This window comes from Paenibacillus sp. TSM33, from assembly GCF_056099025.1.
The window spans coordinates 1,260,387-1,285,338 of record NZ_JBLZXB010000017.1; the positions used below are offsets into that span (position 1 = coordinate 1,260,387).

The 24,952-nt window shown below is 39.1% G+C and carries 18 protein-coding genes; 6 read left to right on the top strand and 12 right to left on the bottom strand.

Going from position 1 to position 24,952, the window contains the following annotated elements; genetic code table 11:
• Positions 1-255 precede the first annotated feature (255 nt).
• From thrC to ACN6NF_RS17625, 3 genes are all read right to left on the bottom strand, one after another.
• Positions 256-1,647, bottom strand: a complete 1,392-nt coding sequence (gene thrC / locus ACN6NF_RS17615; RefSeq protein ID WP_474318812.1) for a threonine synthase — start codon at positions 1,645-1,647, stop codon at positions 256-258.
• 214 nt (positions 1,648-1,861) lie between these two features.
• Complete coding sequence (locus tag ACN6NF_RS17620; RefSeq protein ID WP_474318813.1) at positions 1,862-3,205, bottom strand: TldD/PmbA family protein; 1,344 nt, start codon at positions 3,203-3,205, stop codon at positions 1,862-1,864.
• Positions 3,206-3,208: 3 nt separating this feature from the next.
• The gene (locus tag ACN6NF_RS17625) at positions 3,209-4,603 is read right to left on the bottom strand and encodes a TldD/PmbA family protein (protein WP_474318814.1); all 1,395 of its coding nucleotides are present in this window, start codon (positions 4,601-4,603) and stop codon (positions 3,209-3,211) included.
• A gap of 96 nt (positions 4,604-4,699) precedes the next feature.
• Here ACN6NF_RS17625 and ACN6NF_RS17630 point away from each other — a divergent pair, with 96 nt between their 5' ends.
• A complete protein-coding gene (locus ACN6NF_RS17630; RefSeq protein ID WP_474318815.1) occupies positions 4,700-4,855 on the top strand; it encodes a hypothetical protein in 156 nt (51 codons plus the stop codon).
• Between the two features lie 104 nt (positions 4,856-4,959).
• Here ACN6NF_RS17630 and ACN6NF_RS17635 read toward each other — a convergent pair whose 3' ends face one another.
• Positions 4,960-5,214, bottom strand: a complete 255-nt coding sequence (locus ACN6NF_RS17635) for a hypothetical protein (protein WP_474318816.1) — start codon at positions 5,212-5,214, stop codon at positions 4,960-4,962.
• Between the two features lie 108 nt (positions 5,215-5,322).
• Here ACN6NF_RS17635 and ACN6NF_RS17640 point away from each other — a divergent pair, with 108 nt between their 5' ends.
• Positions 5,323-5,550 (top strand): helix-turn-helix domain-containing protein, encoded by a 228-nt coding sequence (locus ACN6NF_RS17640; RefSeq protein WP_474318817.1) that lies wholly within the window; start codon positions 5,323-5,325, stop codon positions 5,548-5,550.
• Between the two features lie 439 nt (positions 5,551-5,989).
• Here ACN6NF_RS17640 and ACN6NF_RS17645 read toward each other — a convergent pair whose 3' ends face one another.
• From ACN6NF_RS17645 to ACN6NF_RS17670, 6 genes are all read right to left on the bottom strand, one after another.
• Positions 5,990-8,533: a DEAD/DEAH box helicase gene (locus ACN6NF_RS17645; protein WP_474318818.1), complete on the bottom strand. Its 2,544-nt coding sequence runs from the start codon at positions 8,531-8,533 to the stop codon at positions 5,990-5,992.
• A gap of 3 nt (positions 8,534-8,536) precedes the next feature.
• Entirely contained in the window at positions 8,537-10,084 is a 1,548-nt protein-coding gene (locus ACN6NF_RS17650) for a Hachiman antiphage defense system protein HamA (RefSeq protein ID WP_474319076.1), read from the bottom strand.
• A gap of 1 nt (position 10,085) precedes the next feature.
• Positions 10,086-11,360, bottom strand: a complete 1,275-nt coding sequence (locus ACN6NF_RS17655; RefSeq protein ID WP_474318819.1) for an MBL fold metallo-hydrolase — start codon at positions 11,358-11,360, stop codon at positions 10,086-10,088.
• Between the two features lie 349 nt (positions 11,361-11,709).
• Complete coding sequence (locus tag ACN6NF_RS17660) at positions 11,710-13,167, bottom strand: hypothetical protein (protein WP_474318820.1); 1,458 nt, start codon at positions 13,165-13,167, stop codon at positions 11,710-11,712.
• A 3-nt stretch (positions 13,168-13,170) separates the two neighbouring features.
• A complete protein-coding gene (locus tag ACN6NF_RS17665; protein ID WP_474318822.1) occupies positions 13,171-14,466 on the bottom strand; it encodes a hypothetical protein in 1,296 nt (431 codons plus the stop codon).
• Between the two features lie 340 nt (positions 14,467-14,806).
• On the bottom strand, positions 14,807-15,385 hold the full coding sequence (locus ACN6NF_RS17670) for a TetR/AcrR family transcriptional regulator (protein WP_474318823.1): 579 nt from the start codon (positions 15,383-15,385) through the stop codon (positions 14,807-14,809).
• A gap of 148 nt (positions 15,386-15,533) precedes the next feature.
• Between ACN6NF_RS17670 and ACN6NF_RS17675 the strand changes: the two genes are divergently transcribed.
• From ACN6NF_RS17675 to ACN6NF_RS17690, 4 genes are all read left to right on the top strand, one after another.
• Entirely contained in the window at positions 15,534-16,691 is a 1,158-nt protein-coding gene (locus ACN6NF_RS17675) for an alpha/beta hydrolase (RefSeq protein ID WP_474318825.1), read from the top strand.
• 371 nt (positions 16,692-17,062) lie between these two features.
• Positions 17,063-20,377: a contractile injection system protein, VgrG/Pvc8 family gene (locus tag ACN6NF_RS17680; protein ID WP_474318826.1), complete on the top strand. Its 3,315-nt coding sequence runs from the start codon at positions 17,063-17,065 to the stop codon at positions 20,375-20,377.
• A 12-nt stretch (positions 20,378-20,389) separates the two neighbouring features.
• Positions 20,390-20,788 carry a ribonuclease toxin immunity protein CdiI gene (gene cdiI, locus ACN6NF_RS17685; RefSeq protein WP_017426820.1) on the top strand — a complete coding sequence of 133 codons (399 nt, stop codon included), beginning with the start codon at positions 20,390-20,392 and terminating at the stop codon, positions 20,786-20,788.
• A gap of 642 nt (positions 20,789-21,430) precedes the next feature.
• Positions 21,431-21,601, top strand: coding sequence for a hypothetical protein (locus ACN6NF_RS17690; RefSeq protein WP_290404879.1), 171 nt, complete (start codon positions 21,431-21,433; stop codon positions 21,599-21,601).
• Between the two features lie 28 nt (positions 21,602-21,629).
• Here the strand turns inward: ACN6NF_RS17690 and ACN6NF_RS17695 are convergent, their stop codons facing one another.
• Positions 21,630-22,286: a recombinase zinc beta ribbon domain-containing protein gene (locus tag ACN6NF_RS17695; protein WP_474318827.1), complete on the bottom strand. Its 657-nt coding sequence runs from the start codon at positions 22,284-22,286 to the stop codon at positions 21,630-21,632.
• Positions 22,287-22,663: 377 nt separating this feature from the next.
• The gene (locus ACN6NF_RS17700) at positions 22,664-24,904 is read right to left on the bottom strand and encodes a carbohydrate binding domain-containing protein (RefSeq protein ID WP_474318828.1); all 2,241 of its coding nucleotides are present in this window, start codon (positions 24,902-24,904) and stop codon (positions 22,664-22,666) included.
• Between the last annotated feature and the right edge of the window lie 48 nt (positions 24,905-24,952).

Consider the following 24,952-nt stretch of genomic DNA (forward strand, 5'->3'; position numbering starts at 1 on the left):
TCATTAAATAACTCTATGAACCTACCATTGCCTGTTATATTCCTAAAGCCAAATCCCTTGATTTACGGGCTTTTTTCACGATTTTCCAAGGTCTAACACCTTACTCTATATGGCATTATAATGTGAACAAATTGAAACTAAAACATACATCATATCTGGAAAATATGGATTATAAAAAAAGAGGCTAGCGCACAGGGCGCAGCCTCTTTTCTCATCCGCAAGAATGTAACCACTCACCGTTACGGAAATATTCTGTTACGCATAAAAGGCTTCAAGCTGACGCACAATTTCGGCCTCGTCATGCTCTACCACCTGCTGGTGTTGTGGCTTGGAGAACAATTGTTCAATTTGCGCCGGGAACTCCTGCTTAATATCCACCAGACGAATCGCCTCATCGAATTTGGCCGGATGTGCTGTTGCAAAGGTCACACAGACTTCGCCTGCGCCATTATACGCCTCATACGCGGCAATACCGCAAGCTGTATGCGGATCGAGCAAATAATCGTATTCAGCCTTGTATTTTTTGATCAGCTCCAGACACTGCTCATTCGAAGCACCAAGCGCTTCAAAATCTTGCTGAACTCGCTTCAAATCCTCTGCCCCGATCACAATCCGTCCCTCAGTTTTGAGGTTATTCATGTATTCAGATACCTTGGCTGCGTCCTCTCCGAGGAAGTAGTACAGATATCTTTCGAAATTGCTTGCCACCTGAATGTCCATGGAAGGACTGTATGTGCTCTTGAAGTCGCCCGGCTGGTATTCGCCTGTCTTCACGAAGCGCTCCAAAATATTATTTTCGTTCGTGGCAATGATCAGCTTATGGATCGGCAGACCCATTTTCTTTGCGAGAAAGCCGGAAAAGATATTGCCAAAGTTGCCGGAAGGCACGCTGACATTGATCTTCTTTGCACCCGATGACTCCTGCGCCCGGAAATAAGCATAGAAGTAATATACCGTTTGCGCCAAAATACGCACAAAGTTAATCGAGTTAATCGCCCGCAGATGATGTTTGGCTTTGAAGTCCAAATCGGCAAACAGGTCCTTAATCACTTTTTGACAATCGTCAAAGTTCCCTTTTACAGATAGATTCAGCACGTTCTCATCGTCTACCGTCGTCATTTGCAGTTCTTGTACCTTGCTCACCTTTTGGTGTGGGTGCAAAATACAGATTTTGATGCCTTCCTTGCCTCGTACGCCTTGAATGGCTGCCGCCCCAGTATCGCCTGAGGTTGCACCGAGAATATGAATGATTTCATTCTGCTTTTTGGACACGTAGGAATAAAATTCACCCATAAATTGCAGCGCCACATCCTTGAACGCGAACGTAGGTCCATGGAACAGCTCCAAAATAGACAGGGAATCGTTGATCTTCTTCACTGGCGTAACTTCCGGATGACGGAAGCTCGCATAGCTGCGCTCCACCAGTTGTTCCAAATCTTCACGAGGAATCTCATCATTGATATACAGCGCAAAAACTTCCAGCAGCAGCTCTCTGTAGCTCAATGTAGCCCATTGCTCCAGCGTAGCTCCCGACACGGTCGGAATCTGCTCCGATACCATCAGACCTCCATCGTCAGCTAACCCCATGAGCACGGTATCAATAAATCCCTTGGCTTCTACTCGACCTCTAGTGCTTATATATCTCATATACATCCCCCAATAAAAATTCAATTCGAACCTTTTTCGAATATATTATTGTCTATAATACCCTGTCGCGGTGCTGTAACCAAGCCTTTTTTTTCATATTTCAAAGACTTTCTCCTACTTTACCATACCCTGATGCATCAAGCATCTATCATCACTAGTCAATTAGAACGTCAGGAACAGGCCGTAAGTGTGAAAAGGAAGGCTGCTCCAGCCACTAGGAGCCTGAAATCGAGAGTGCAGCCAGCTTGAGCGAAGGAGATGTGCAGCTTCCCGTAAAACGCAAATCGTTGCCAACTTCCTCTACCTGCTGTAGTACGTCAAAGAAGTTACCTGATACCGTAATCTGATTGACCGCTCTGACCACCTGCCCCTGCTCAATCCAGTAGCCCAGACAAGCCAGCGAAAAATTACCGGACGCCGTATTCGTACCCGCATGCAGCCCTTGCAGCTCGACGATCATCAGCCCGCGATCCGTCTTGCGAATCATGTCTTCCAACGTAGACGTGCCTGGAGCCACGTACAGATTATGATACGACACGCCAATTTTACCGTTATAGCTGCCTTTGGAAGCATGAGAGGTACTCTGCACCCCAGCCTTGCGAGCCGTCTTGCGGTTATGGAAATACGTCCGTAGTTCTCCATCCTTGATAATCTCGTTGCTGCGTGTCGCACTGCCTTCAGCATCAAACGTGCTGCCTGCCGGAACGTTTTCCATCAGCGGATCATCAATCAGTGTGATATGTTGGCTTGCCACCTTTTGTCCCAGTTTCCCAGCCAAGCGTGAAAAGCCTTTATCCACTGACTCCGCTGAAAATACCGACGTATACGCAGCCAGCAATTGCGCTGCTGCATCATGTCGGAAGATGACCGGATAGTTATCCGATTGGATGGTGTGCGCACCCAGCTTGGAAACGGCCTCTTGTACGGCTTTATGCGCCACATCCGCAATATCGATCTCCTCCACGCTCCGCAGCGAATAATCATGCCAGCCCCCGGTAACAGTCTCGCCATGTTCTGCTGAAATCACATACACATAAGCGGTCGCCAGACTTTTGCGACGATGGCAGTGTAGCCCTTTGGTATTCACAATCAGGACCTCATTCTCACGAATGCTGACCGAGCAATGCCGAGCCATCACAATCCGTGGGTCTGCGGCAAGCGCTGTACGCTCCATTTCCAGCGCCGCTTCGATCAGAATCTCAGGAACTGTGTCAGCAAGCGTAGAGGCATAAGCAGGCTGCTCAGGGTAGCTCTCAGAGCCTGCAAACAGCTCATCCTGTTCCTCGCTCTCCAATATATCCGCGTTGCTGCGAGCTTCTTCCAATAAGAAGTCGATCACATCCGGTTCCAGCTTCTCCGTAGAGGCATAGCCCATTTTCCCGTTAATGACACCACGGAAGGAAAGTCCGCCATTCTCAACGATGGTATATTGGTCAATCTCTCCCTTTAGCACTTTTACCGAGGTAGAACGTCCATTTACATAGTAGATTTCCATATCCGCATAGCCCATTTCCCGGCCTTTGGCGAACAATGCTTCCTGAAATTGCTGAATATTCATCGCCTATTCCCCTTTCCGTCCACCGACGGTCATCTCGGACACCCGTATAGTAGGCTGTCCGCAGTTGACCGGAAGACTTCCACTGACCGAGCCGCACATCCCCTGACCATGATCCAGATTGTTGCCGACCATATCAATATTTTGCAGGGTTTCAATCCCTTTGCCGATCAGCGTTGCGCCTTTGACCGGCTCGGCAATTTTGCCGTTGCGAATCATGTACGCTTCTTCAACCGCAAAATTAAACTCGCTCGTCGAGGTGTTCACCGAACCACCGCCCAGCGATTTGGCATAGATCCCGTACTCCGTATTGGCAATGATCTCTTCACGGGTAGACTCCCCATTCGCAATAAACGTATTGTTCATACGGGATGCAGGCGCGAATTTATAGGACTGTCTTCGTCCCGATCCTGTCGCAGGTATACCCATCTGGCGCGAGCCCATGCGATCGATTAGATATCCTTTTAAAATGCCGTTCTCGATCAATACGTTGCGCTGTGTTGGCGCTCCTTCATCATCGATATTGAGCGAGCCCCATGCATTCGGAATCGTTCCATCATCTATAGCCGTGACGAGCGGTGAAGCCACCTGCTGCCCGATTTTATTCGCAAACACAGAGGTTCCATGCGCCACCGCTGTAGATTCCAGCCCATGCCCACACGCCTCGTGGAAAAGAACGCCGCCAAAGCCATTCTCAATCACGACAGGCAGTCTGCCGCTAGGCGCATATCTCGCTTTGACCATTGTGGACGCAATCCGAGCGGCGTGTCTGGCATTTTCTTCGATATTCAGATTCTCCAGGAATTCAGTCCCTGCATACGCTCCCGGCCCACGGAACCCGGATTGTCTATGCTCCCCATGAGTCGCAATGGCGCTTATTCTCATGCGTGTATACGTACGGGTATCCTCCACCAGCAGCCCGTTGCTATTGGCGATTAAGACGTTCTGGATCGAATTACTAATCCCAACAGAGGTTTGCGTGATGGAAGGATCGTATTGGCTTGCCGCCTCATGCGCCCGTCTCATCATGTCAATCTTGGCGCGTTTCTGCGAACCGTCAGGAATGATCGCAATTGGATGTTGGTTAGGGATCGCATGGGGATGGAGTGTAATGGTGTGTGTACCTGGTGCTCCACCGCCACGAATAGCCTTGGCAGCCGATTTAGCCAGTCGGATAAGGCTCTGTTCGCTCATATCACTGGTGTAGGCATACACCGAAAAATGCTCCTTCATGATCCGAATGCCAATCCCAAAATCCCGGCCTGACAGCGCCGTATCCACGACTCCCCCGGTCATACCCAGTTGTCCATTGGTACGGTCCTCGACGAACACCTCTGCAAAGTCTCCGCCCGTCTCCAGCGCGACTTGCAGCATATCCTGAATCTGTGTTGGATGTATCATCACGTGCCTCCTCGTTTTTGCCATGTTTCATATTGTACGTCTAAGCGATCAAGAACATATGCGGGTTCATTTTTATTTCCCATAACTTTACTATACATGATGTTGGGAGTGGGTGTAACTATCTGGGTGGAGATGTTGGGAGGGGCGAGAAGATATATGCGCAGGGACGGAGGGATTGAAATGAGAAAACCCGATCAGACCGTGAAGGGTCATGTCGGGTTATTTGGGCGTTTTGATTACTGGGTGGATTGAGCAAGTACGTGCATGTAAGGCCGATACGTAGACGGATCATTCTTCCGATCGCTCCGCTTCTTCAGCACGATTCCGTCCCCTCCGCTGCAATGCTTGGGTTTGCTTCATTTTAACTTGTTAGTTATAATACTTTTCTCTAAACGGATATAGTACAAAACATGGTTTAGTTCAATCTCCGTTGAGTGTAAATAATAAGCCGCTTCCTTAACTGAATCCATGCTAAGCGCTCCTGCTTTGGCAGCAATAATGTTAAACGCATCTCCAAGTAATTTAATACAAGTTTGAATCCTCTCTGTGTATTGCTTTTCAAGTTCTACTAACTTTTCATACTCCGCTACCATGTCACCCTGAGAAGTCAATATATTCCCCACCTTTTGGTACGTATATGAGTACCGGTTTTACAAAAATTATATGTTACGTTTATGCGTATCGTCAAGAAAAATTTGTAAAATAAGGTGGGGAACCTAATGGCAAAGAAAGTAGTTGTAAAAATAAACGAAATTACGAAAAAGCACAATATCTCTTTGAGAGAACTATCACGTTTATCAGATGTTCGTCACGCCGCTCTTAGTGAACTTCAATCCGGTAAACGTGAAAGTATCAATTTTAATCATATCGAAAGAATAGCCGAAGCCATGAATATTGAAGATATTCGGGAAATTATTGATCTGGTTAGTGAGGTAGAACAAAATTAGTTAATTTTTGTTGTGTTTAAAGTGAAAATTCCTCCTCTAATACTTTAACAAACATAATAATTATTCCTATATCATATCGATTATATATTCCTATTAAAAACTCATTTTGGAAAAACCGTCCTTAAAGAGGGGAAAGTCATGTTTCGAAAACTAGGGGAAGTATGATGAAAAGGCCCAGCATATCTCCTAGGCCCTGAAACTTGAATATTAAATAATTTCAATGGAACAAATTTAGTGAAAAATGGCATACACAACATAGGAGAGCACATTTTTGACCTCTTCATTGTCAGTGGAGCGATAAGACTTTGTGCGTTAGGGAAATGCGCTGGAGAGCCTTGTCAGATAAGGCTTTCTTTAACTTTCTTTGTTATACGTTCGAGTTTAACGTAATGCTCAAGTAAGCAAAAGTGTGACCAAAAAACAACGGATATTGTTGCGGTTACAAAGTCATCTGTAATCCATAAATCTCTTTTTTTAAATAATTTGCTACATCAATTGATTCTACATCTAGATTCTTTAACCACTCTATACAAGTATCTGTAGTAATATTATCGTGAAATCCCATAATACGAGATAACTTGATTGCAGCTTCACGATGTAAACCAATTGCCATAAACTCTAATGCAGAAGTAGCGCAAGCACCATACTCTAAATATGCCGATATATTTATTATTTTTTCAGAATCCTCTCTTCTATTAATGCTAATAAGGAAGGTTTTTAATACTTCGATATATGTTTGAGTATATTTAACTATTTGATATCTGATTGTTTTATTTATAAATTCAATCTGGTCTTTAACATGCTTAGTAATTTCTCTTTGTTCTCTGTTTAGAATCTGTCTATCGTAAAAAATAAGACTTGTCAAAGAAACGCCTTTCATCCATTTATCTCCTACTGTAGTGATTCTTTTAACCTGTTTTTCAGTCCATGAACTATCATTAAAGAAAACATTGATAGCATTAACTATCAAGTCAAAACGTTCATAGCCACTTTCGTTTAATGGGAAAACTGGGCAGAGATAATCAATCTCACTCTTATTATCAACCAAAAAGTCCCACAATGCATTTATTTTTTGGGGCATAACCCCAGGATTCTTATTCAATAACTCTGTAGGAGGCTTAAATGCGTTAATTGTTGAACCAGTTATAGTGTCAATCTCTTTTAAAATATCTAAATTTTGATCAGTACTATACAAAGAATTTTCCAATCTTTCGCCAAGCAGATGCTCTTTAATAACTAGCGAGAATAACTGCTCGTTATAATCATCACTTTCTTGCTTTTTTGGATTTTCGCTCTTGATAAAATCTTTAAATTTTTCTGCTTCCTTAACTAACCTGATTTCAGAAGAGGGAATTATATCCTGATATCTTTCTCCTATAACTGGATTTGTGACCCAACTTTCTAATTCTATACATATAACGTTACCAGAAAAGTCATTTCCGATTCGTCCAGCTCTCCCCACTAAATTCCAGAAACTAAGGTTATCAATAGGGTTTTTTCTACCTTTTTTAGGTTTGTAAACAAAAATATTCTTAGCTGGCATGTTTACACCTTCTAATAAGGTTGACGTACAACTCACTATTTTTAAGAGTCCTAATTTAAATAGATCTTCAATACCGGATCTTATTATTGCAGGCAAAGAACCAAAATGGAATGCTAGTCCTCTTCTTATAAAATTTGCAAGTTCATAGCTTTCTGTAATATATTCTTCAATAAAGTCAGCAAAATCATTTAAACGCACATCATCTAGAAGAGGAAAATTTCCATTGTTATATAACTCTCTGATTACATCAGTGGAAAGCATTGGCTCATTTGAGTAGACAATTGAAGTTTGATTATTCCAAAGGTCTAACGTTGCACTGGAAAGAACTTTAGAAATTGTTTTACTTCCCGAATAAGTATAACTTTTCTTCCCTATAGCTATTTCTTCTTTGTTAAATAATGTGGTAACCAACAACGTATCTTCTAACAACTTTACTGTTATGATATTCTGACGTACCAGTGGCAAATTATCTCTTTCATTTGCCCCATTCTCGAACTCAAATGTTTCCAATAATTTTTGTGGATTTTTAACAAGCGGGCTTGAAAACAGTATCTTTGTCTCTGGCCAGAGTAAACGAGAAAATTTAACTGCGTTTTCAAGTAATACTCCTCTCCCACCATATTGAATGTTATGAGCCTCATCCACTACAATAATATTTGTTTTAACTCTGTTTACATCTTTTCTGTTACAAAGTTGATATAACCTTTCTTGAGTTAAAACTAGTATATTCGATCGTTCTGGATGCTCGATTAGGACTTCAATTTCCGAAGAACATCCTACAAAGATATTCTTTAGTCCCATTTCCGATATACTTGAAAGGAAATCGTTCATAACTTGCTTAATTAGTGCTCTTGTTGGCACAATATAAATAGCAGTAGTACCCTTCTGTTTAACTATCTTATCTAATAACACTTTGAGATATACAAATGACTTTCCAGCAGATGTAGGAGCAGAAATACTAATCCCATCTACCTCTTCCTCGATCATGTCAACTACTTTTTTCTGAAAATTAGTTAAAAGATAATCTTTCCCTGATAAATTTCTAGTGTTAGCATTCTCAAACACATGTGCTTCGAAAAGCGCCATCCCATTTAATTGTCTTTTATAATTACTTAGTTTATTTCGATCTTCTAACAATTTTATCCCAGGGTAATTTCCAAGTTTTCTCAATATTAATGAAGAAGCCATCACAATCGAATTCGACGGTTTGATCAAAGGAAGAGTGGTAGCAATGTTTAATGCTTTTTGTTTATTTTTAATTTTAACTGATGCAGCTAATATATTTGCGGACTCCAAAAGTATCCTAGTTTCTTCACCCGATAATTCTTCATCAGTTTGATTAAAGAATTCTAGTTGAATTTCCATTTTCTTTATTTTTTTTATTAAAAAATCTATATTTCCCGAGTATTCCATTTTATATATTAGGGACTCGAAGTTCATAAATCACACCTCCATTCCAATTTTATGCATAAATTGATTCTCGAAATCAATAATTTTATTAAAAGGAAGTATAAACCAATTAATCTTTACATTTTTAATACTGCTTGTTTTTAATAATTGATGGCAAATAGATTCGTAGTTCTTCTTCAATTCACTAATAAAATAATGATTTAAATGTTTTTCTAAGGTCGGACCGTTTATTCCATCTTTTTCAAACATATTTAAAAGTTCAGAATTATAACCTGTAAATACAGTCATTTCTACATTAACTTTGCTCCAATCCCTTGAATCAAAGAATTTGTCAATTAGAGTCTTCAACGGACCATGATTTAAAGTCTCATATGAATAATCATCATAAAAGAGAAAATCATTCTCAATATTCACTATTTCCTCTAATTCTTTAAGAATTGTAGTAATAGCTACTTCAAAATTATCATGTAGAATGCCTCCACCAATAAAAAGCGCCAACTGCCCATTCTTCAAGCCCGCATGCACATCATCTGAAATATAATTCAGTTCTGTAGACGGGATGTCGCTTCTAATTCTTGTATACATTTTAGGCATTTCTAAAATTCCTTCTATCAACATCCACAAGAGCATAGAACCAAGTTTTCCACTTTTACTAATTTCACTAACTATTTTATTATTATTCTTAAAAATCTCTAATTGTTTACGTAGGTCATTTGATGATGAACTAATAATGGTTAGACTATTAGCATACTGTTGTAAAACAAGTGTTAAATGTTCAGCTAGTTCACTAATTCTTTTATTTCCTGATTCATGATATTTTACATAGTAGAAATCAACATCCATATTCAATTCCTTATTTATCATCGAATGGTTTAGTTTGTTGAATATGTCGTTACATACTCTCTTTTGTATATCTAATCTTTGTTTCAATAAGTTATTGGAATTTGCTAGTGAAGAATTAATCAGAATTCCATTTTGTAGCAAGAAGTTTGCACACTTGAAGAAGCTAACTGACTTCAGTTGATTCTTTAAAAGGCTGTACTCCTCTTTAATTAAGATACCAACTATTTTCTTATCAACCAATAATGGGGCACCTGATAGGCCTGAAAGACCGTACGGCCAGTCTTCTTTTATATAATCACTTGTTAATTGCTTATCATACTCTTTACTGTCATCAAAACTGCTATCAAAGTAGAGTTGCCCTCTGAGATAACAATAAGCATCTCCCTCGGCATCAGTATTCCAATCTTTGGGATACCCCATACTCTCCCATTCAATCTCCCTGCTATCATAACTATTTACGTCAATTGCTAGCCATTCTTCAATATGCGTTACTTTATCAGTAATTTCAAGCAGAGCCATATCATCTTCGATTGATTCAGCTATTAAACTCGCATACCTTTTAAAAGATTTCGTACTTCCAGGATAAAATTCAAGTTCTATTGGCTCATTATTGTCAATATGCTCTTGTATACAATGTCTTGCTGTAATAGCACGTTTTTCATCAATTAAAAATGCAGTACCTTGGTTACGGCAGATAATTTTCGCTGTAGTTTTATATAAATATTTAATAGTATCTATGCTAAACTTCCTCCTTAACTTTTTCGTTTTTTTGAAATGAAATTATTGTAGGAACATCATCCAATGTGTTTGCCAAATCATTGGTGTAATGAATACTGTAGCTATACTTTTCCATCAAATTTGGATTATTAAATTCATTTAAAATCCTGAAAGGTTTATAGTTGAAAATTAGCTCCTTATCAGGGGTTTTGTCAGTCGATATTATTCTATAGATCGTTTCAATATCAGGATGGCTAAAGTTCTTGCCTTTACCGTTTGTTGAAAAAATATATTTATTGGAATGTATCAGCTCTAACATACTAACACTAGTATTGTGTTTACTTCCGTGATGAGAAACTTTAACCATATCAAACCACATTTTCTCTTCTTTTCTCTGATTCAATAATTTTTTTAAATTATTTTCAATAATTTCCGAATGACAATCTCCTAAGAAAAGCAGTTTCTTAGAGTTGAACTCCAATATAAATGCAATAGAACTTCCGTTCACTTCTGCTCTATCTGGTTCAAAAGACTGTTGTGCTATTTCTTCCAATGTGTATCTAGTAGAATTTATATCTTGGACCTTTCTCTGTTTTTGTTCCATTTGGATATTCGACATATAAAATTCGAAAGCATCGTCCAGTGTCTGATCACTATCAACTTTATCTTGATAACCGAGTGATGATAATTTCTCAGCCCATTTATTAGAAAGCAATTGAAGATTTTCAATATTAGGAGATAATAAAGTTATTGATAATTCTTCATTCGTATAGTTTACCTTGATCTCGTTTTCATCAACTACTACAGCTTTATGATTAAAGCTAGTATTCCAATTGTTCTCATAACCATTTTGTAGTATTAGTGATCCCAAAGTTGAGCCTTGCTTATATCCTATATCTGCTACTTCTCTTACTCCTATTTCCCGTGGATATCCCATGGAAAGAATGCTATTCATTCCACTGTTAATAGAGAGTTCCCCTTTAGTTTGAATCTTATCAAACTGTAAGTGTCGAAAACTGTTATACCAAATTTCTCTTATGTCAATTGAATTTGGATTATCAGAATGACCGTTTTTCTTAAAGAATCTAACTCCACCTAGAATATGATCTTCATCTACATGAGTAAAAATTAACAAAGATATACCCTCTGCTTTTATTTTCTGAAGTTCCTCACTAATAAACTTTTCATAGGTAGTAGCAAAGCCCATATCCACTAAAATATGATTAATTGCTTTCCCTCTACAAGAAATAAGAAAACTATCACCATACGATGCAGGAAACATTATTACCTCTAACATATATCTACTCTTCCTTTTTAAAATATTCATGACATTTGACTCAGTAATTAAGTCCTATATAAATAATAACTCAGTTTGACCGAAAAAAATGTCGAAAATTGTATTACATTATGTTTCAATAGATAAAATTAAGCACTATGTAAGCTTCATTCTATATTTCACGTAAGAAACTTTCTATTAATCATTAAAAAATCTGGATAATAGCAAAATCAAAACATAAACAAAAAAATCCCCTGTGAGTGTTACTCAACAGGGGCTGCCAATTCTTTCGGACAAAATAAGTACAACAGGAATAATTAAATATTCCTCTTTTAATCCAAATCAAGTTAAAAAATGTGTTAATTTTTTATTATTGACCATTTCCATTTTCAGACTTAACTTCCTTACCTTCTTTAACGCTATAATTCTGTTTTATTTGTTCGTCATGATCAGATTTTTCGCCCTTTAAATTGGTCTCATTAGGAATACTCCCTGCCATTTTAGGTTCTTTATCTTGCTTCTCAAACTTTGAACCTTCTAATCCTAGCTCTTTAAGTGCATCTTTTAATCTTTCGTTAGGTTTACACTCTTCTTGTTTTTTATTCTCAGGTTTTAGGCCTTCTGATTGGGCTTGATCAGAGGGCTTTTTCCATTTTCTATATGGTTTACTCTCTTCTCGCTCCTTACCACCGGATTTTGGTGATTCTGAGCTATTTTCTATCTTACTCCACATTGACTTCCAATCTAATCCACAAGATTCTCTCACAAAAGAAAGTATATTACGCGATACTTTAAATTTTTCATCTGATAACGTATATCCGAACAAATTCCTAATTTCATCATCTGTGTAATCCCTACCCTTTATACCTTGCTCAAAAAGTAAGAAATCGAGATGCTGAGGCATTGACAAGTATGCATTTGGACGAGCCAATGCTCTTTCAATGAGACCAATTAGACTAGAAGTGTAAGGGGGGGGGACAATCTCTCCAAAGTCAACATCTTTTGGCATCATTGCCTTCGGAACTGAAGTTTTTATTATTTCATTTGCAAGTTCCTTGGCAGTATTTATTAGATTTCTAGCAGTACCTGGGTCTAGCTCTCCATAAGTAAGCTTTGATGAAATATGTTCTCTTCTAGCCTTTTCTGGTAGACCTAGTATATCTGAACTTATCCACAATATCTGTAATCCAACTAAAACTGTTAGTTCACATGCGAGATACTTTAGAGCATCATAATGATCTTTGCTATGATTCCCTCCATGTTGAAAGCCTTTTGCAATGTTAGTAAGAAACTCCATACATATGTTAATAGCAACGTAAGGATTCTTATGAAGATATAACTTTTTAGTATTCAAAATGATATTATTCAAAAGAGAACTTGACTTTGCAGCATTCTTTATTTTCTGTTCATAGTGAGTATAGAATTGCCCGTCAGCTAAACCGTAAGAAGATTGATTCTTTCGGTATTCACTCATACTATCACTAGTAAGAACTTTCACTCCACCTGAAGCTGCAAAACGAATAATTTCCCATTGTGTTTTGTTGAGAGCTACGAATACATTAGAAGCATTAACAAATTCACCAAGACCTTTTGCCCAAAATACCCTCTCAAAAGGCTTAGCTCTAGTTTTGTTTTTGCAATCGCATATTATCTTATGACCTTGAAAGGGATTAGTAAATAAAATTCCCAAAACATCTATATCAGTCGCATCATTGCCATAGGATAAGGGGACTCCTCTTCTAGTTAAGTAACCCTGGCTCTGAAACATACTAGAAACATCATACTCAAACCCAAAGCCCTTCTGATCAGATTTATTATTATAAACCACACTTTACACCCCCGACGAAGTACGAATAGTAGTTAGCAACTTATTTCGCAAGGCTTCTACTGGAGCTGTAGATTTTGCAAAAATCTCGCTTTTCCTTGTTTCAGGAATAATACAGCCACTTGGCTGATCTTTTAATAGATCTCCAATATTTGCCTCCGCTTCAAGGGCAACTTTATTGTAAGTAATCATTTGTCGAACAAGTTCCCCCACCTCAAGTTGGCGTAACTTCATTTCAAAACCATATGGCTTTGCTGGTCTTGTTTGTATCACACCGTCAATTTCCAACAATGCATAATCCTGACCTATAGCTGTTGCAGGACCAACCCACTGTCCACGGAGTAACTTATTCAGAATATTCATCATCTTGTCAAGAGTAGAAATTTTCCCTCTCCCCCATGTCGACTTTGTTTGTCCAAAACGCAAACAACTTAATAGTATTTTCGCCTTATGGAAAACATCCTCAGAAAGTGAAAAACTTCCTATACCTTGACCTTTAATTTGAGGTGTTGTTAGGAAAGTGGCCGATCCTATTGCAGATTGTACAGTAATACCATCAACAAGCCCCACTCCTTCCATCATCTCCACAATATACGTAGGAATATGCGATGGAATATTTTCAATTAGAAAACCCTGTGTCTCAGAAATCAAATTTTGAATTTCAATTACCATATCTCGTTCATTGTTGTCCAGTGACGATAATGCTTTTACTACCCTTTGTGGGTCTCCATTAAACGAGTATTCGTTAAACAATACCTTTTCACCACTCTGACCACTCTCTCTAACTAGTCCAAAAGATTGCTGTAACTTGATAGTTGTTTCAGCACATTCTTCAGATATACTACTGGTTGTCAAATACTGCTTGAGTTCATCTGTAGTTCTTGGTAAATGAAAGGTGTGATTTAGACCGATTAAACTCGCATTCTCTTCTTGTTGGGGTTCAAGCTTCTCATAAATGGTTGATACGCTTTCCAGAGCTTCCTTACCAGAGAAACAATAGATTTCAATTTCTTTCGGTCTGTTCATTGCATCAACTGAATAATCGACTTTCTCAGCTTGCCGTAAGTAGCTCAAATATGTATTCAATTCTGCAGGTGAAATACTAGATTGGCGAGCAAAAACTTTTGCATTCTGTATAGGTATAATTTCTTGTTTATCTGCCACCAGCCTACCAAGAAAGGCTCCAGCTTTTCCTGCTTGTTCTGTTGCCTCATAAAAAGCAAGCTCGGTTGTATACTGTTTAAGTTCAGCAAGATGTTTAACTGTGTTTACAATCCAGGTACCCTTTGTAAGCTTATCCATCTTCATGCCTCCTGTAATTTTGGTAAAACAAATATTTCTTGTTCAATTTGAATGTACTCCTTTTTTTGGCACATAACAACAGCTTAGGAAAGGAAAAAATCGTAGGTTAATTATTTTCACTTTGTCCAAATGTAATATAACGTATTTAGGTGACCCTTTAGAGCCTGGATTAAAACTTGCTGGTAACACCATCAAAAACTATAGATAATGCCTATAAACAGATACTAAAATGCTAAAGATAGAATGCTGTAAAAGGTTTTAGTTGAAGAAAAAATGGCCGAGAAAAACGGGCAGACTTATATAGTCCATCGAGTTTATACTGAAAGATTTCTTTATACTCCTAAAAACCAACCGTTTTTACAGGGCCAATCACTAATAATTTTATGAATTCTTCAGCGATGAAGTTTGATGAATATTTCATGTTTTGGTTCAGCCACCATCGTATCACTGACATATACAAAGATGTCATCCATTCCAAGAATAAATCCCGAGATATTAAGATATTATTCAGGAAGCTGCTATCCATTTTTCTCATGAGGGCTTGCTGAAACTTTTGATTAATGTCTATCATCTGCGGATCGTTAAGCAGTACCTTGTATAGCACCGCATCATCTTCCACAACTTTAAGAATTGCACGAATATTTTCTTTGAAGCTGCTATATTCTAGTTCTCCATTAACAATATGTGTTTCAGGGGCTACCAGTTCTATGATATTAGCTAACGCTTGGTCCGCTGTTTTTTGCAGCAAATCATACTTGTCCACATAGTGTAAATAAAAGGTAGAACGATTAATCATAGCTGCATTCACAATCTCCTGAACGGTAATCGCCTCAAATCCGTTTTTATCGAGCAAATCAATAAATGCATTCCGAATGACTTTTTGTGTTTTTATAATACGTAAGTCCTTATTTCGAATCATTTTAATCCCTCCTGTCTACTATATACACAATAATCATCATATTTGAGATTCGTGTCGTATAAGCAACAAATCCCTATATATCAATGATTGAAGGCTATTACACAAGAATATTATGCTGGGTTCATACTTATTTGAAGGGAGTTTTAATATGACAAAGAAATGGCAACCTGAGGATTTTCCGGTAGGACTCTACGAGCTGCATCCTGATGCAAGCGTCAACTTCCATATGAATGTATTCTATAACTGGACCAATGATAACGTCTTACTTGAAGAAATGCGGGAAGTAGGCGAAACTGCTCACAACTATGAAACATTAATTAAACGCTTTATAGAACTTGGAGACGAGTCTTTGAAAAAAGGTGCAAAATTACGTGCAGCCTTTTATTTCAGAGGCGCTGAGTTTTTTATTCCACAATCAAATTCACTCAAGCAAAATTTACGTGATCAGTTTATTCAGCTCTCCAAAGAAACTTATGGTATTACAAATGAACAGCACTATTTAATTCCCTATGAAAGAGGCTATCTTTCCGCTTATCGTCTTTCGGCAGAGAATCCGAAGAAGACTTTAGTTTTATTTGGAGGTTTTGACAGTTATATTGAAGAGCTTTTCCGAATGTCTATGGTGTTCAGAGATGCTGGATATGATGTTATTATGTTTGAAGGTCCAGGACAAGGCAGTGTCTTGGAAACCTACAATATTCCAATGACACATGAATGGGAAAAACCAGTTAAAAGTTTGCTTGACTATTTCGAGGTTGAAAATGTAACACTTATAGGCCTCTCTTTAGGCGGCAATCTTGTTTTGAGAGCAGCTGCTTATGAACCAAGAGTAAAAAAAGCAGTTGCCTATAATATATTAACGGATTTTTATGAAGTAGTAACGCATCAAATCCCCCCTTCCTTCCGGGATAAGCTTAAAACTATGATTGATGAAGGAAATTCGCAAAACGTAAATGAGACCTTAGCTCAATTAATGAAGCAGAGTTTAATGCTAGAATGGGCTCTTGCTCAAGGCATGCATGTTATAGGAAGCAGCACCCCTTATGACTTCATTAACGGCACAAAGGCCTACAATGCGAATCACTTCTCTCATTTAGTAACTCAGGATGTCTTGCTGCTTGCAGGACAAAACGATCATTACGTGCCAATCAATCAGCTTACAGATCAAATTTTGACGCTAACAAATGTTCGATCACTTTCAGCAAGAATGTTTACTCCACATGAAACATGTGATACTCACTGTCAGATCGGTAATATTGGACTGGCTTTGCAAGTTATTCTAAATTGGATGGAACAAACAGACTAATTAGAAGCTGCAAACTATAAATTTTATACAAGGGCTCCCTTTGGTATACATCACAAATGTATGACTATTCAAGGGGGTTTTTGCTACGTCCCCTCTCTCATTTGCCCTATCTCCAAAAATACACACATTGAAAATCCCCCAATGAATGTATCATTCTGTAAACTTAGTCTCGCTTTTAACCGATAAATACATATGCTGGGTTGTTTATTAAATATCACCTTTCGTTCCTTTTTAGCGTACACACCTTTTTATACATATTTATATGGATTCACTATTGTACTCATCTGCTGCTTCTTTAATCAGAAGCGAATTCAAGATGACGTGCTTTACTTGGAAATACCCATCACAATAGAAAGGAGTTATGAACTCACTTGAGCGTATTATCAGATGGGATTGGCTATGAAAGCCTACGCTTTTATGGTCCCTTTCAGCCCCTACACATCGAACAACTTCAAATAACACGTACAATTAACGATCATGCCTATTTACATATCAGTGGCATGCTCTCCGAAGAACAGGGAGCAGCTTGTATTGGTCAAAATATGGAGCAAGAGCCGATTGTGATTCGTCAGGTGAATGATCAGGGACAATCGCTAAGAAGGCTGTTCCATGGGATTGTTACACATATGTCCATACACTGTGTGCGAGGCGTGTATACGTTTGAACTGGAGGCTGCTTCCCATTCATACCAGATGGATATTAAGCGTAAAAGACGCTCTTATCAAGATATTCACCGTACCTATGATGATCTGGTCACTGCGCTGGTTCGAAAATATCAGTACGGAGATGCCATTGATACGGTAAGCAACTATGCCAAACTGGAGACATTTGTTTTACAATATGAGGAGACGGATTGGGCGTTTTTAAAACGTCTTGCTTCTCGCTTTGGTTCCGTACTTGTGCCAGAGGTAACCGCAGCCTCGCCCAAGGTTTTCTTCGGGATGCCAGAAGGGAAGCAGCATAAGGTGGAACGGGATGTATTTTATCAAGTACGGAAAACATTTCATGAGTTGGATGCGGAAAAACCAGGCGAACGTGCTGGCTCGTATATCACCTATATGATCGAAAGTCTGCAATACTATACGCTGGGCGACCTCATCACGCTACCTATTGGACAAGGCAAAGAACTGGTCGTGGTTCGAGCCGTGACAACTTTAGCAGATGGCTTACTGCGTACCCATTATGATCTTCAAGCCGAACCGGATATCCGCTATACCCGATATGAAAACAATCAGGCTACTGGAATTTCGCTGATAGGAACGGTGCTGAAGGTACAGCAGGATTTTGTACAGCTACAACTGGACATTGACCCGAAGCAAGATCCTGCTAAAGCCTGCTGGTTTCCGGTGTCCACTCGTTATGTCGCCGAAGAACATAGTGGCTGGTACGATATGCCTGAAATCGGGGAACAAGTGGAATTGTATCTGCCTACCCACCGCGAACAGGATGCCTATGTAACAGATTCGCTGCGACAACAACGCTACATAAATGATCAGCCGAATGTGAAGGTATGGCAACATGTGCAAGGTAGCTCCGTCGAAATGTCTGAGCACGAGCTGACCCTATCCACCTCCGGTGAATTTTCCATTACACTGCATGAAAGTAGCGGCATTACGATTGACAGTCCAGGGAATGTGCAGATTCAGGGTGGTCACGTGAAGCTTAATGCTGGCGAGGAACTTTCTCTCGAAGCTGGAACGGCGTTGTATTTAAAAGGCGGAGCCAGCAGCATGGTACTGGATGGTGAGACGGATACCAAGGCTCCGGTGATATATCAGGAAGGTACGGTGAAGGCACCGGTTTTCGTAGCCGACCTCCCTCCTGTGCCTGAGCCGCCACTCATGAGCATAAAAGCCTATGAAGCAGCCCAGTCAGCAGCTAGGGATTCATCTAGCAGCCAAGCCTCTACCCCTAAAGCAAAAGTCACCAGTCCAGCAGAGCATCAACAGGCGAATGCCTTGATGGGTACGGTGTCCAAGCTATTAGGCTCCATTCCAGTGATGGGAAAAGTGGCTGGCGTTGTTGCAGGAGCGCTAAGTGGACCTGCAGGAGGTGTGATTCTGAGAGCAACCGCAGCGATCCCTGTTCGGAGCAAAGGAACCCCTACCGTTGGAAGCAGTAAGGGGAACGGCATTCATCCGTTGAAACACTTGGCTGGTCTAGCATTACAAGGGTTAATTACTCAGTATGAACATGAGCAAGCGAGACATGCCTACTATAGCAAATGGATTCTGGGGAAAGTGTATACAAGCGCACGTCAAATAGTACATTCCGGCAGCCGATTAGAGCTGATCCAAAACTTGCTGACAACATCGAAAACCATGGTTCATGCCTATCAACAAGTACCTAAAAGTGTTAAAGATAGGATGCTGAGGGAATATAAAGAACAAGAAAAAGCTAGGGCTGAAGCTGTTCTTAAAGCAGAAAAAGAAGCTGCACCACCAGAGCTTACAGAAGAAGACTACGAAAAGATCTGGCAGGATTATCGAAGGAACATATATACCGAAGACCGTAGGCCCAAACTTAAACCGGGGAGTTATCGAGGAGAAGATGGTGTTGTACGTACTCGTGACGGTAAACCCGATGTCCAATACTATAGTGAATGGAAACATAATTATCCCGAAGATGATGATTTCTTCATGCAAACTAGGAAGCAAGGTATAACCGAAGAAGAAAAAAAGTGGATGTTCTATGCTATTTCCATAGAAAACCCTCTTATGGTTGGTGGTCGAGGGGGTATGGACAATACTAAAGAATTAGAGGGGATACTTTCAAAACTGGGTAGAGGGAAAGGGTTCTTTAATATTTCTTCTGGAGTAAGTGCAAAAGTAAGAGTCCAGGAATTATTAGCGAGACAACAAATAGAAGCTACAGAAAACGTAGCTTCCCAAAAAATTAACCAAACTCTTGAAACCAAAGGCTACAAGCCACAGCCAAATGAAAGGTTAACAACGAAAAACCAATATAAACAACAGGATCAACAGGCAAGGAAAACGCTACGAGAGACTGCCTCCAAAGCAGCTAGAGAAGAAAATAGTCAAATTCAAAAGAAGGTCATATATAATGTAAATAAGAGTACAAATACAAGAAAAGCCTCAAATATAAAAGAATATTTAAAAAAGGAAAAAGAAATTGTTAAATCGCAACTGCCTGAAACTGAGGGGACGGGTAATCTTAAGTATAAAGAAGGTTACCATATTGAACATTTAACCGGAGAAGTTAAAAAATGTACAGATTGGAAAGGTGTCAGTGGTGGGCATAATTATGAGGAGTTTAAGAAATTCTTTGACATAAATGGGAAATATGGATATGAAGAAGTAGGAAGAACAAATCATCCGGATATCTCAGGAATATCTGATATTGAATACAGATTAAAGGTTGAAGTAAAGAACTACCAAGGAAAAAGAACAGGCGAATATAAAGTTATTCCAAAAGAAGATAAGCCACCTCTTAAGAAAACCATATATGACCCTAATGTAATCTCCAGTGATGATATTGTTCGATTAGGAAAAGAGGCTATGGAAGAAGGTATAAAATCGCAAAGAGTAAATCAATTGAAAAGCCAAGCAAATAAGCAAATAATCCGAGGAGTTTCAAGTAATGGATTGAAGTTTGAAGGGATAAAAAATATTGATACTGGAGAAATCGAGAACTTTTATCCGGTATTGAAATTTGGAGAAAATTAAGGAGATAACATGATGAACACTGTTTACAATGATAAAAATAAGTTGATTCTCATGTATGAAGAAAAAGGATTTGAAAAAGGCTCAGTCATTGATGTTCTTGGTGATTTTGTGTTGGAACATGATATTGTTAAGGTATTAGAGGGTTTTTTAAACGAGTATATTGAGAGACGAGATTATATGGGAGTAATCTATTCAGATGAATACGATGTTGGGGATGAAGGTTATTTTGGTGAGAATAGGGTTTTGTTTTATTATGGAGTAGATGATAATTATGATATTGTCAGTTATAAAGAACTATATGATTATTTGCAGGTAGCGTGTAATTTCTATATTGAAAAGAACTCAGATAAAAAAGATGAGATAAACGAATATTTGTTAAGAATTAAATCCAAATATGGTATTGAAGAATAGTGGTTGGGTATGGCGATTAGTGGAGGGCTGCACGATATTGTGTAAACTAATTTAGAACTCCAACAACAAGATCGTACAATACAACCAACATTGCCACAATACGAGATAGCCACCCGTATTGTGGTCTTTTATCCTATTGAGGTTTGTTGATGAGTAGACACCACCCAGTGCCGAATGAACCCATCATTCAAGCAATAATACATTTAACCCATATAATACGCGTATAAAGATTTCGTCATTTAGTTTGTACGCACACATCAATGCTTGAATTTCATCACCTAAATAACGGTTTTCCGTTACATTGACAGGTCGATTATGGTCAGATGCCACCATGATTGACCTGTTTTTTGTTATCCTTATTACTTAAATAGGTTATTTTTTCCAATGATTAAATCTACATACAAATCCAAATGCAAAATATATTTTTAAAGATAATTCAACATCCCTCCACACAAAACAATGACTTGCCATCCCTCCCCATCAGAGTTAACATACACACACTCAAACCACGGGAGGGAAAATACACAATGTCAAATTGGCCAGATTGGTTTCAAGAAGCATTACGCCAACGTTTATCAATTTGAACTAGCCAGTGAACGACAGGCTTCATGTTTATCTGAGGACAAAAATCTATTCACTCAAATGGATGAATTCAAAACCAACCAAAACGAAGATATTCAACGTCTGCTATCGGAATGGGAAGAAGCAGTAGGCTATCAACTAAGTCAGGACAAACAATCTACCTATATGAAAGGAGTTAAAGACGGGATTCGATTGATCCTTCCCATCATACAACCCACAGTTACTCGTTAGCTTTTGATCACTTTAGCCTATGATTCTATTAGTCCAATATTTCATCTATGCTCATTCCACTTTCCAAGGTAAAAACAAAATGCGCTGGTGAGAGAATGGTTATCTTCTCCACCAACGCATTAAACAGGCTATCATCAAATTGTTCCAGTATATCTTCCCGTAAGCTTAGTACTTGAATAATTTCATTCACACGTTCCTTAATTTTTGCTTGCTGCTCTTTCTCCTGCTCTAGTATCAGCATCTGTTGCCGTAGCTCGTTGAGCTCACTGGAAAGTCTGTTCGTTTCTTCATCATATACAATTTCATCAATCTGATTCCGCAACTTGAGATTTACCAATTCCTTCAGGTCGGATTTCAATTGTTGCATATGTCCTTCAATTTCAACTAAGGGGTCTCGTTCTACTTTGCTGGAAAGTACCGATTCAATATTGCCCTTCAGCGTTTTAATGAATTCTTTCTTGTTCTCATACATCCGATTAAATACTCGTACAAACGCAGAATGTAAAATTTGTTCATCAACCGATTTGGCATCACAAACTGCTTTACCTTCATTGACATACGTTTTGCATTGCCATACTACTTTTTTGGATGGATTATTGCTGTTCCAGGTTCGGCGTTTAAAAATGGCTCCACAGCATCCACAATATACTTTACTGCTCAGTGCATATTTGCTGGAATCACTCAAACCCCTTATAAATCAAGGAACAAACAGCTTACACATGTGCCTTATGTATGTAAATAAAATATATTCCCGCACTCAACCCTAAAACAATTTTTTGAATGCAGGAACATATTCAAATTGCTCTTAAACCCTCGTATATTAATGCTTCTCATCTCGACATATTACGACCACGCACTCCACATGCCTTGAGTGTACAAAAATGATGACCCTAAGGGCTGGTCGCCCCTTGGCGGAAAATCTATCATTTTTAGATCAGAGTCTTTATGTCTTTCTTTTTTTATTTTCACTGAAAGTGTCCCTCCTGATCCATCTGCCCCAAGGCAGTCTTGGTTTTTCTGACTTTCTGACAATCCTGTCAAACATAAAACCAGTAAAATAATTTATTGCTCAACTACCCCAAAATCATCCACATAAACATATGCTGTACCAGGATTCTTGTAAGCATACACTGTTGCCCTAGTAGCGCCTGCACCGGTTGTAAAAGGAATGTTTACCATTGTCCAGGATGTACTGTCAGATGTTGCGGATGCATCCGTTCCTTCAAAGCCATTAACGCCAATCTGAATCCGCCCTCCTATGTCTGCCTTAACCCAGGCGGTACACATATAGCTGGTATTAGGACTTAGCCCCGTAAGTACCTGCTCGATACCATCTTCTCCGGGTCCCAATCTAACACTCTTAGAGCCGCTTCTTGGTACCGATACACTTGCAGCAGTATCTGAATATGTTGCTGCCCATGGTGAGATTATCCCTCTCTCGAAATCAGATTGCCTTACGTTATTAACATAAAGTAAGCTGACACTCTCAAAAACCGGGTCCGGAGGTGAAGAAAAATCATGCCCGGCAGTCCAGTCAGTGCCACCGAACTCATATGCTCCAATATCCGGTGCCGAACCAACATAATCATTCGTGATTCCAGATATTACAACCCCTGCATTAATAGCTGGAGAAGTAGACTGCAACCTGAAATCATATGCTGTGGGATTCACAAATAACGGATTGGTTTCTGAGGTAATATTATTTCCCTCTATATGAGTACCAGGCAGTGTAAAGGCTGTAGTAAAGATATTGTTGAAAATTCTGTCGCCGTACATATCCGACTGAAAATTACTTCCCCAATATCCTACATTTCCGTTACTGTAGGTGGTATTGTTATAAATCAGGTTAAAATTACTGGGTGTATTCAATCTTATCCCTGTATAGTTTCCCCATACAACATTATGATGCACAGTATAGCCCTTGCTACCGTTATCCAGATAGATACCAGTGCCGGAATAGTTCTTTGCCAGATTATCATGGATGTAATTATGATGAATTACCGTCCCTTGCCCATCCCAGGCAAATTCATAGAGTATTCCGCAGTCTTTTGTCAGCTTTCCTGCATTGTACAGATTATTATATTGTATCTGGCTGTTTTGGGTAGGCATAAATATCAGATAACGCCCAGCGTTATATACCGTATTATGACTGATTAGATGGTTTGCCCCCAATAGATAGATTGCCGGAATATCCGCTGCCGAATAATTTGCTTCATGAATAAGATTATTAATTACCTTATTTCCTGTTCCCTCTATACTCACCAGATTACCGGAACTGTAGGTCAAAGTACTGTCTCTAAGCTCATTATTGGTACCGGACATAAATATCCCTGTACTGTATTGTCTGGTAACATCCGAATCATGACTGACATATTCCGCAATCATATTAGAAACTTTACAGTAATTAGAATTAGACATTTTAATGCTGGAGGCAAAGATATTAATTCCGGTAATATTTATGTAAGAGTGGGAACTTAAATCAAATGCATAAGTCCGCTTCTTTGCTTCTACTGTCAAAGTATTCGGATCAACTCCACCAGGTGCCCATAAATAAAGTCTGCCAGTAACGCTGTCATAATACCATTCTCCCGCACTGTCAAGATCTTTAAGATTACCAGTAATATAATAGCTGTTACCGCCTGTCGCTGAAGTATCTATTTGATCAAAGGTAATGGAGCCGTCACTTGAGCTGGTAATGGTACTTTTATAAGATTTGTAGCCTGTTCCCGGAACACTCCAAACCGTTTTGCCAACCCAGTATCCAGGTGGCTGAGTTAAGTCCCCATCCTTGATGGTTGTAGTGGAACCGGAATCAACTGTTGCATATGTTAAATTTAAGGGATCAAGTGTTGGTGAATTGGGCCATCTGGCTTCAAATTGCATTTGCTTATTAACAAATATCTGATTTTTTGTTCCAAGGGAACCCTTCATTTCCGCATAATAGATGGATCCGGAGTAATTTTTCCAGCCAGTAACCGGATCGGCACCGGATACCGTTACGTTCTCTCCTGTATAAGCCTCAAAGTTTATGGGTTTTGCAGAAGTTCCGGAAGTATGAAGTGTTACTGTTTCCCGGTATGTACCACCTCGTATGATGCAGGTATCTCCGGCTTTCATGGTATCTGCTGCCTTTTGTATGGTTTTCCATGGATTTGATAGTGTACCGGTTCCAGTGATGTCATTCCCCGTTGTAGAAACATAATATACGGAATTTGCCTTTACAGTTTCCACACCCAGATTAAAAGTAAATACATAAATCATCATAATTACAACTAAAAATCTAAAGCCTGTTCTCTTATTCATAGCTTACCTCCTGGAATGAATTCTATTTTTAGATACGGCTTCTATGCC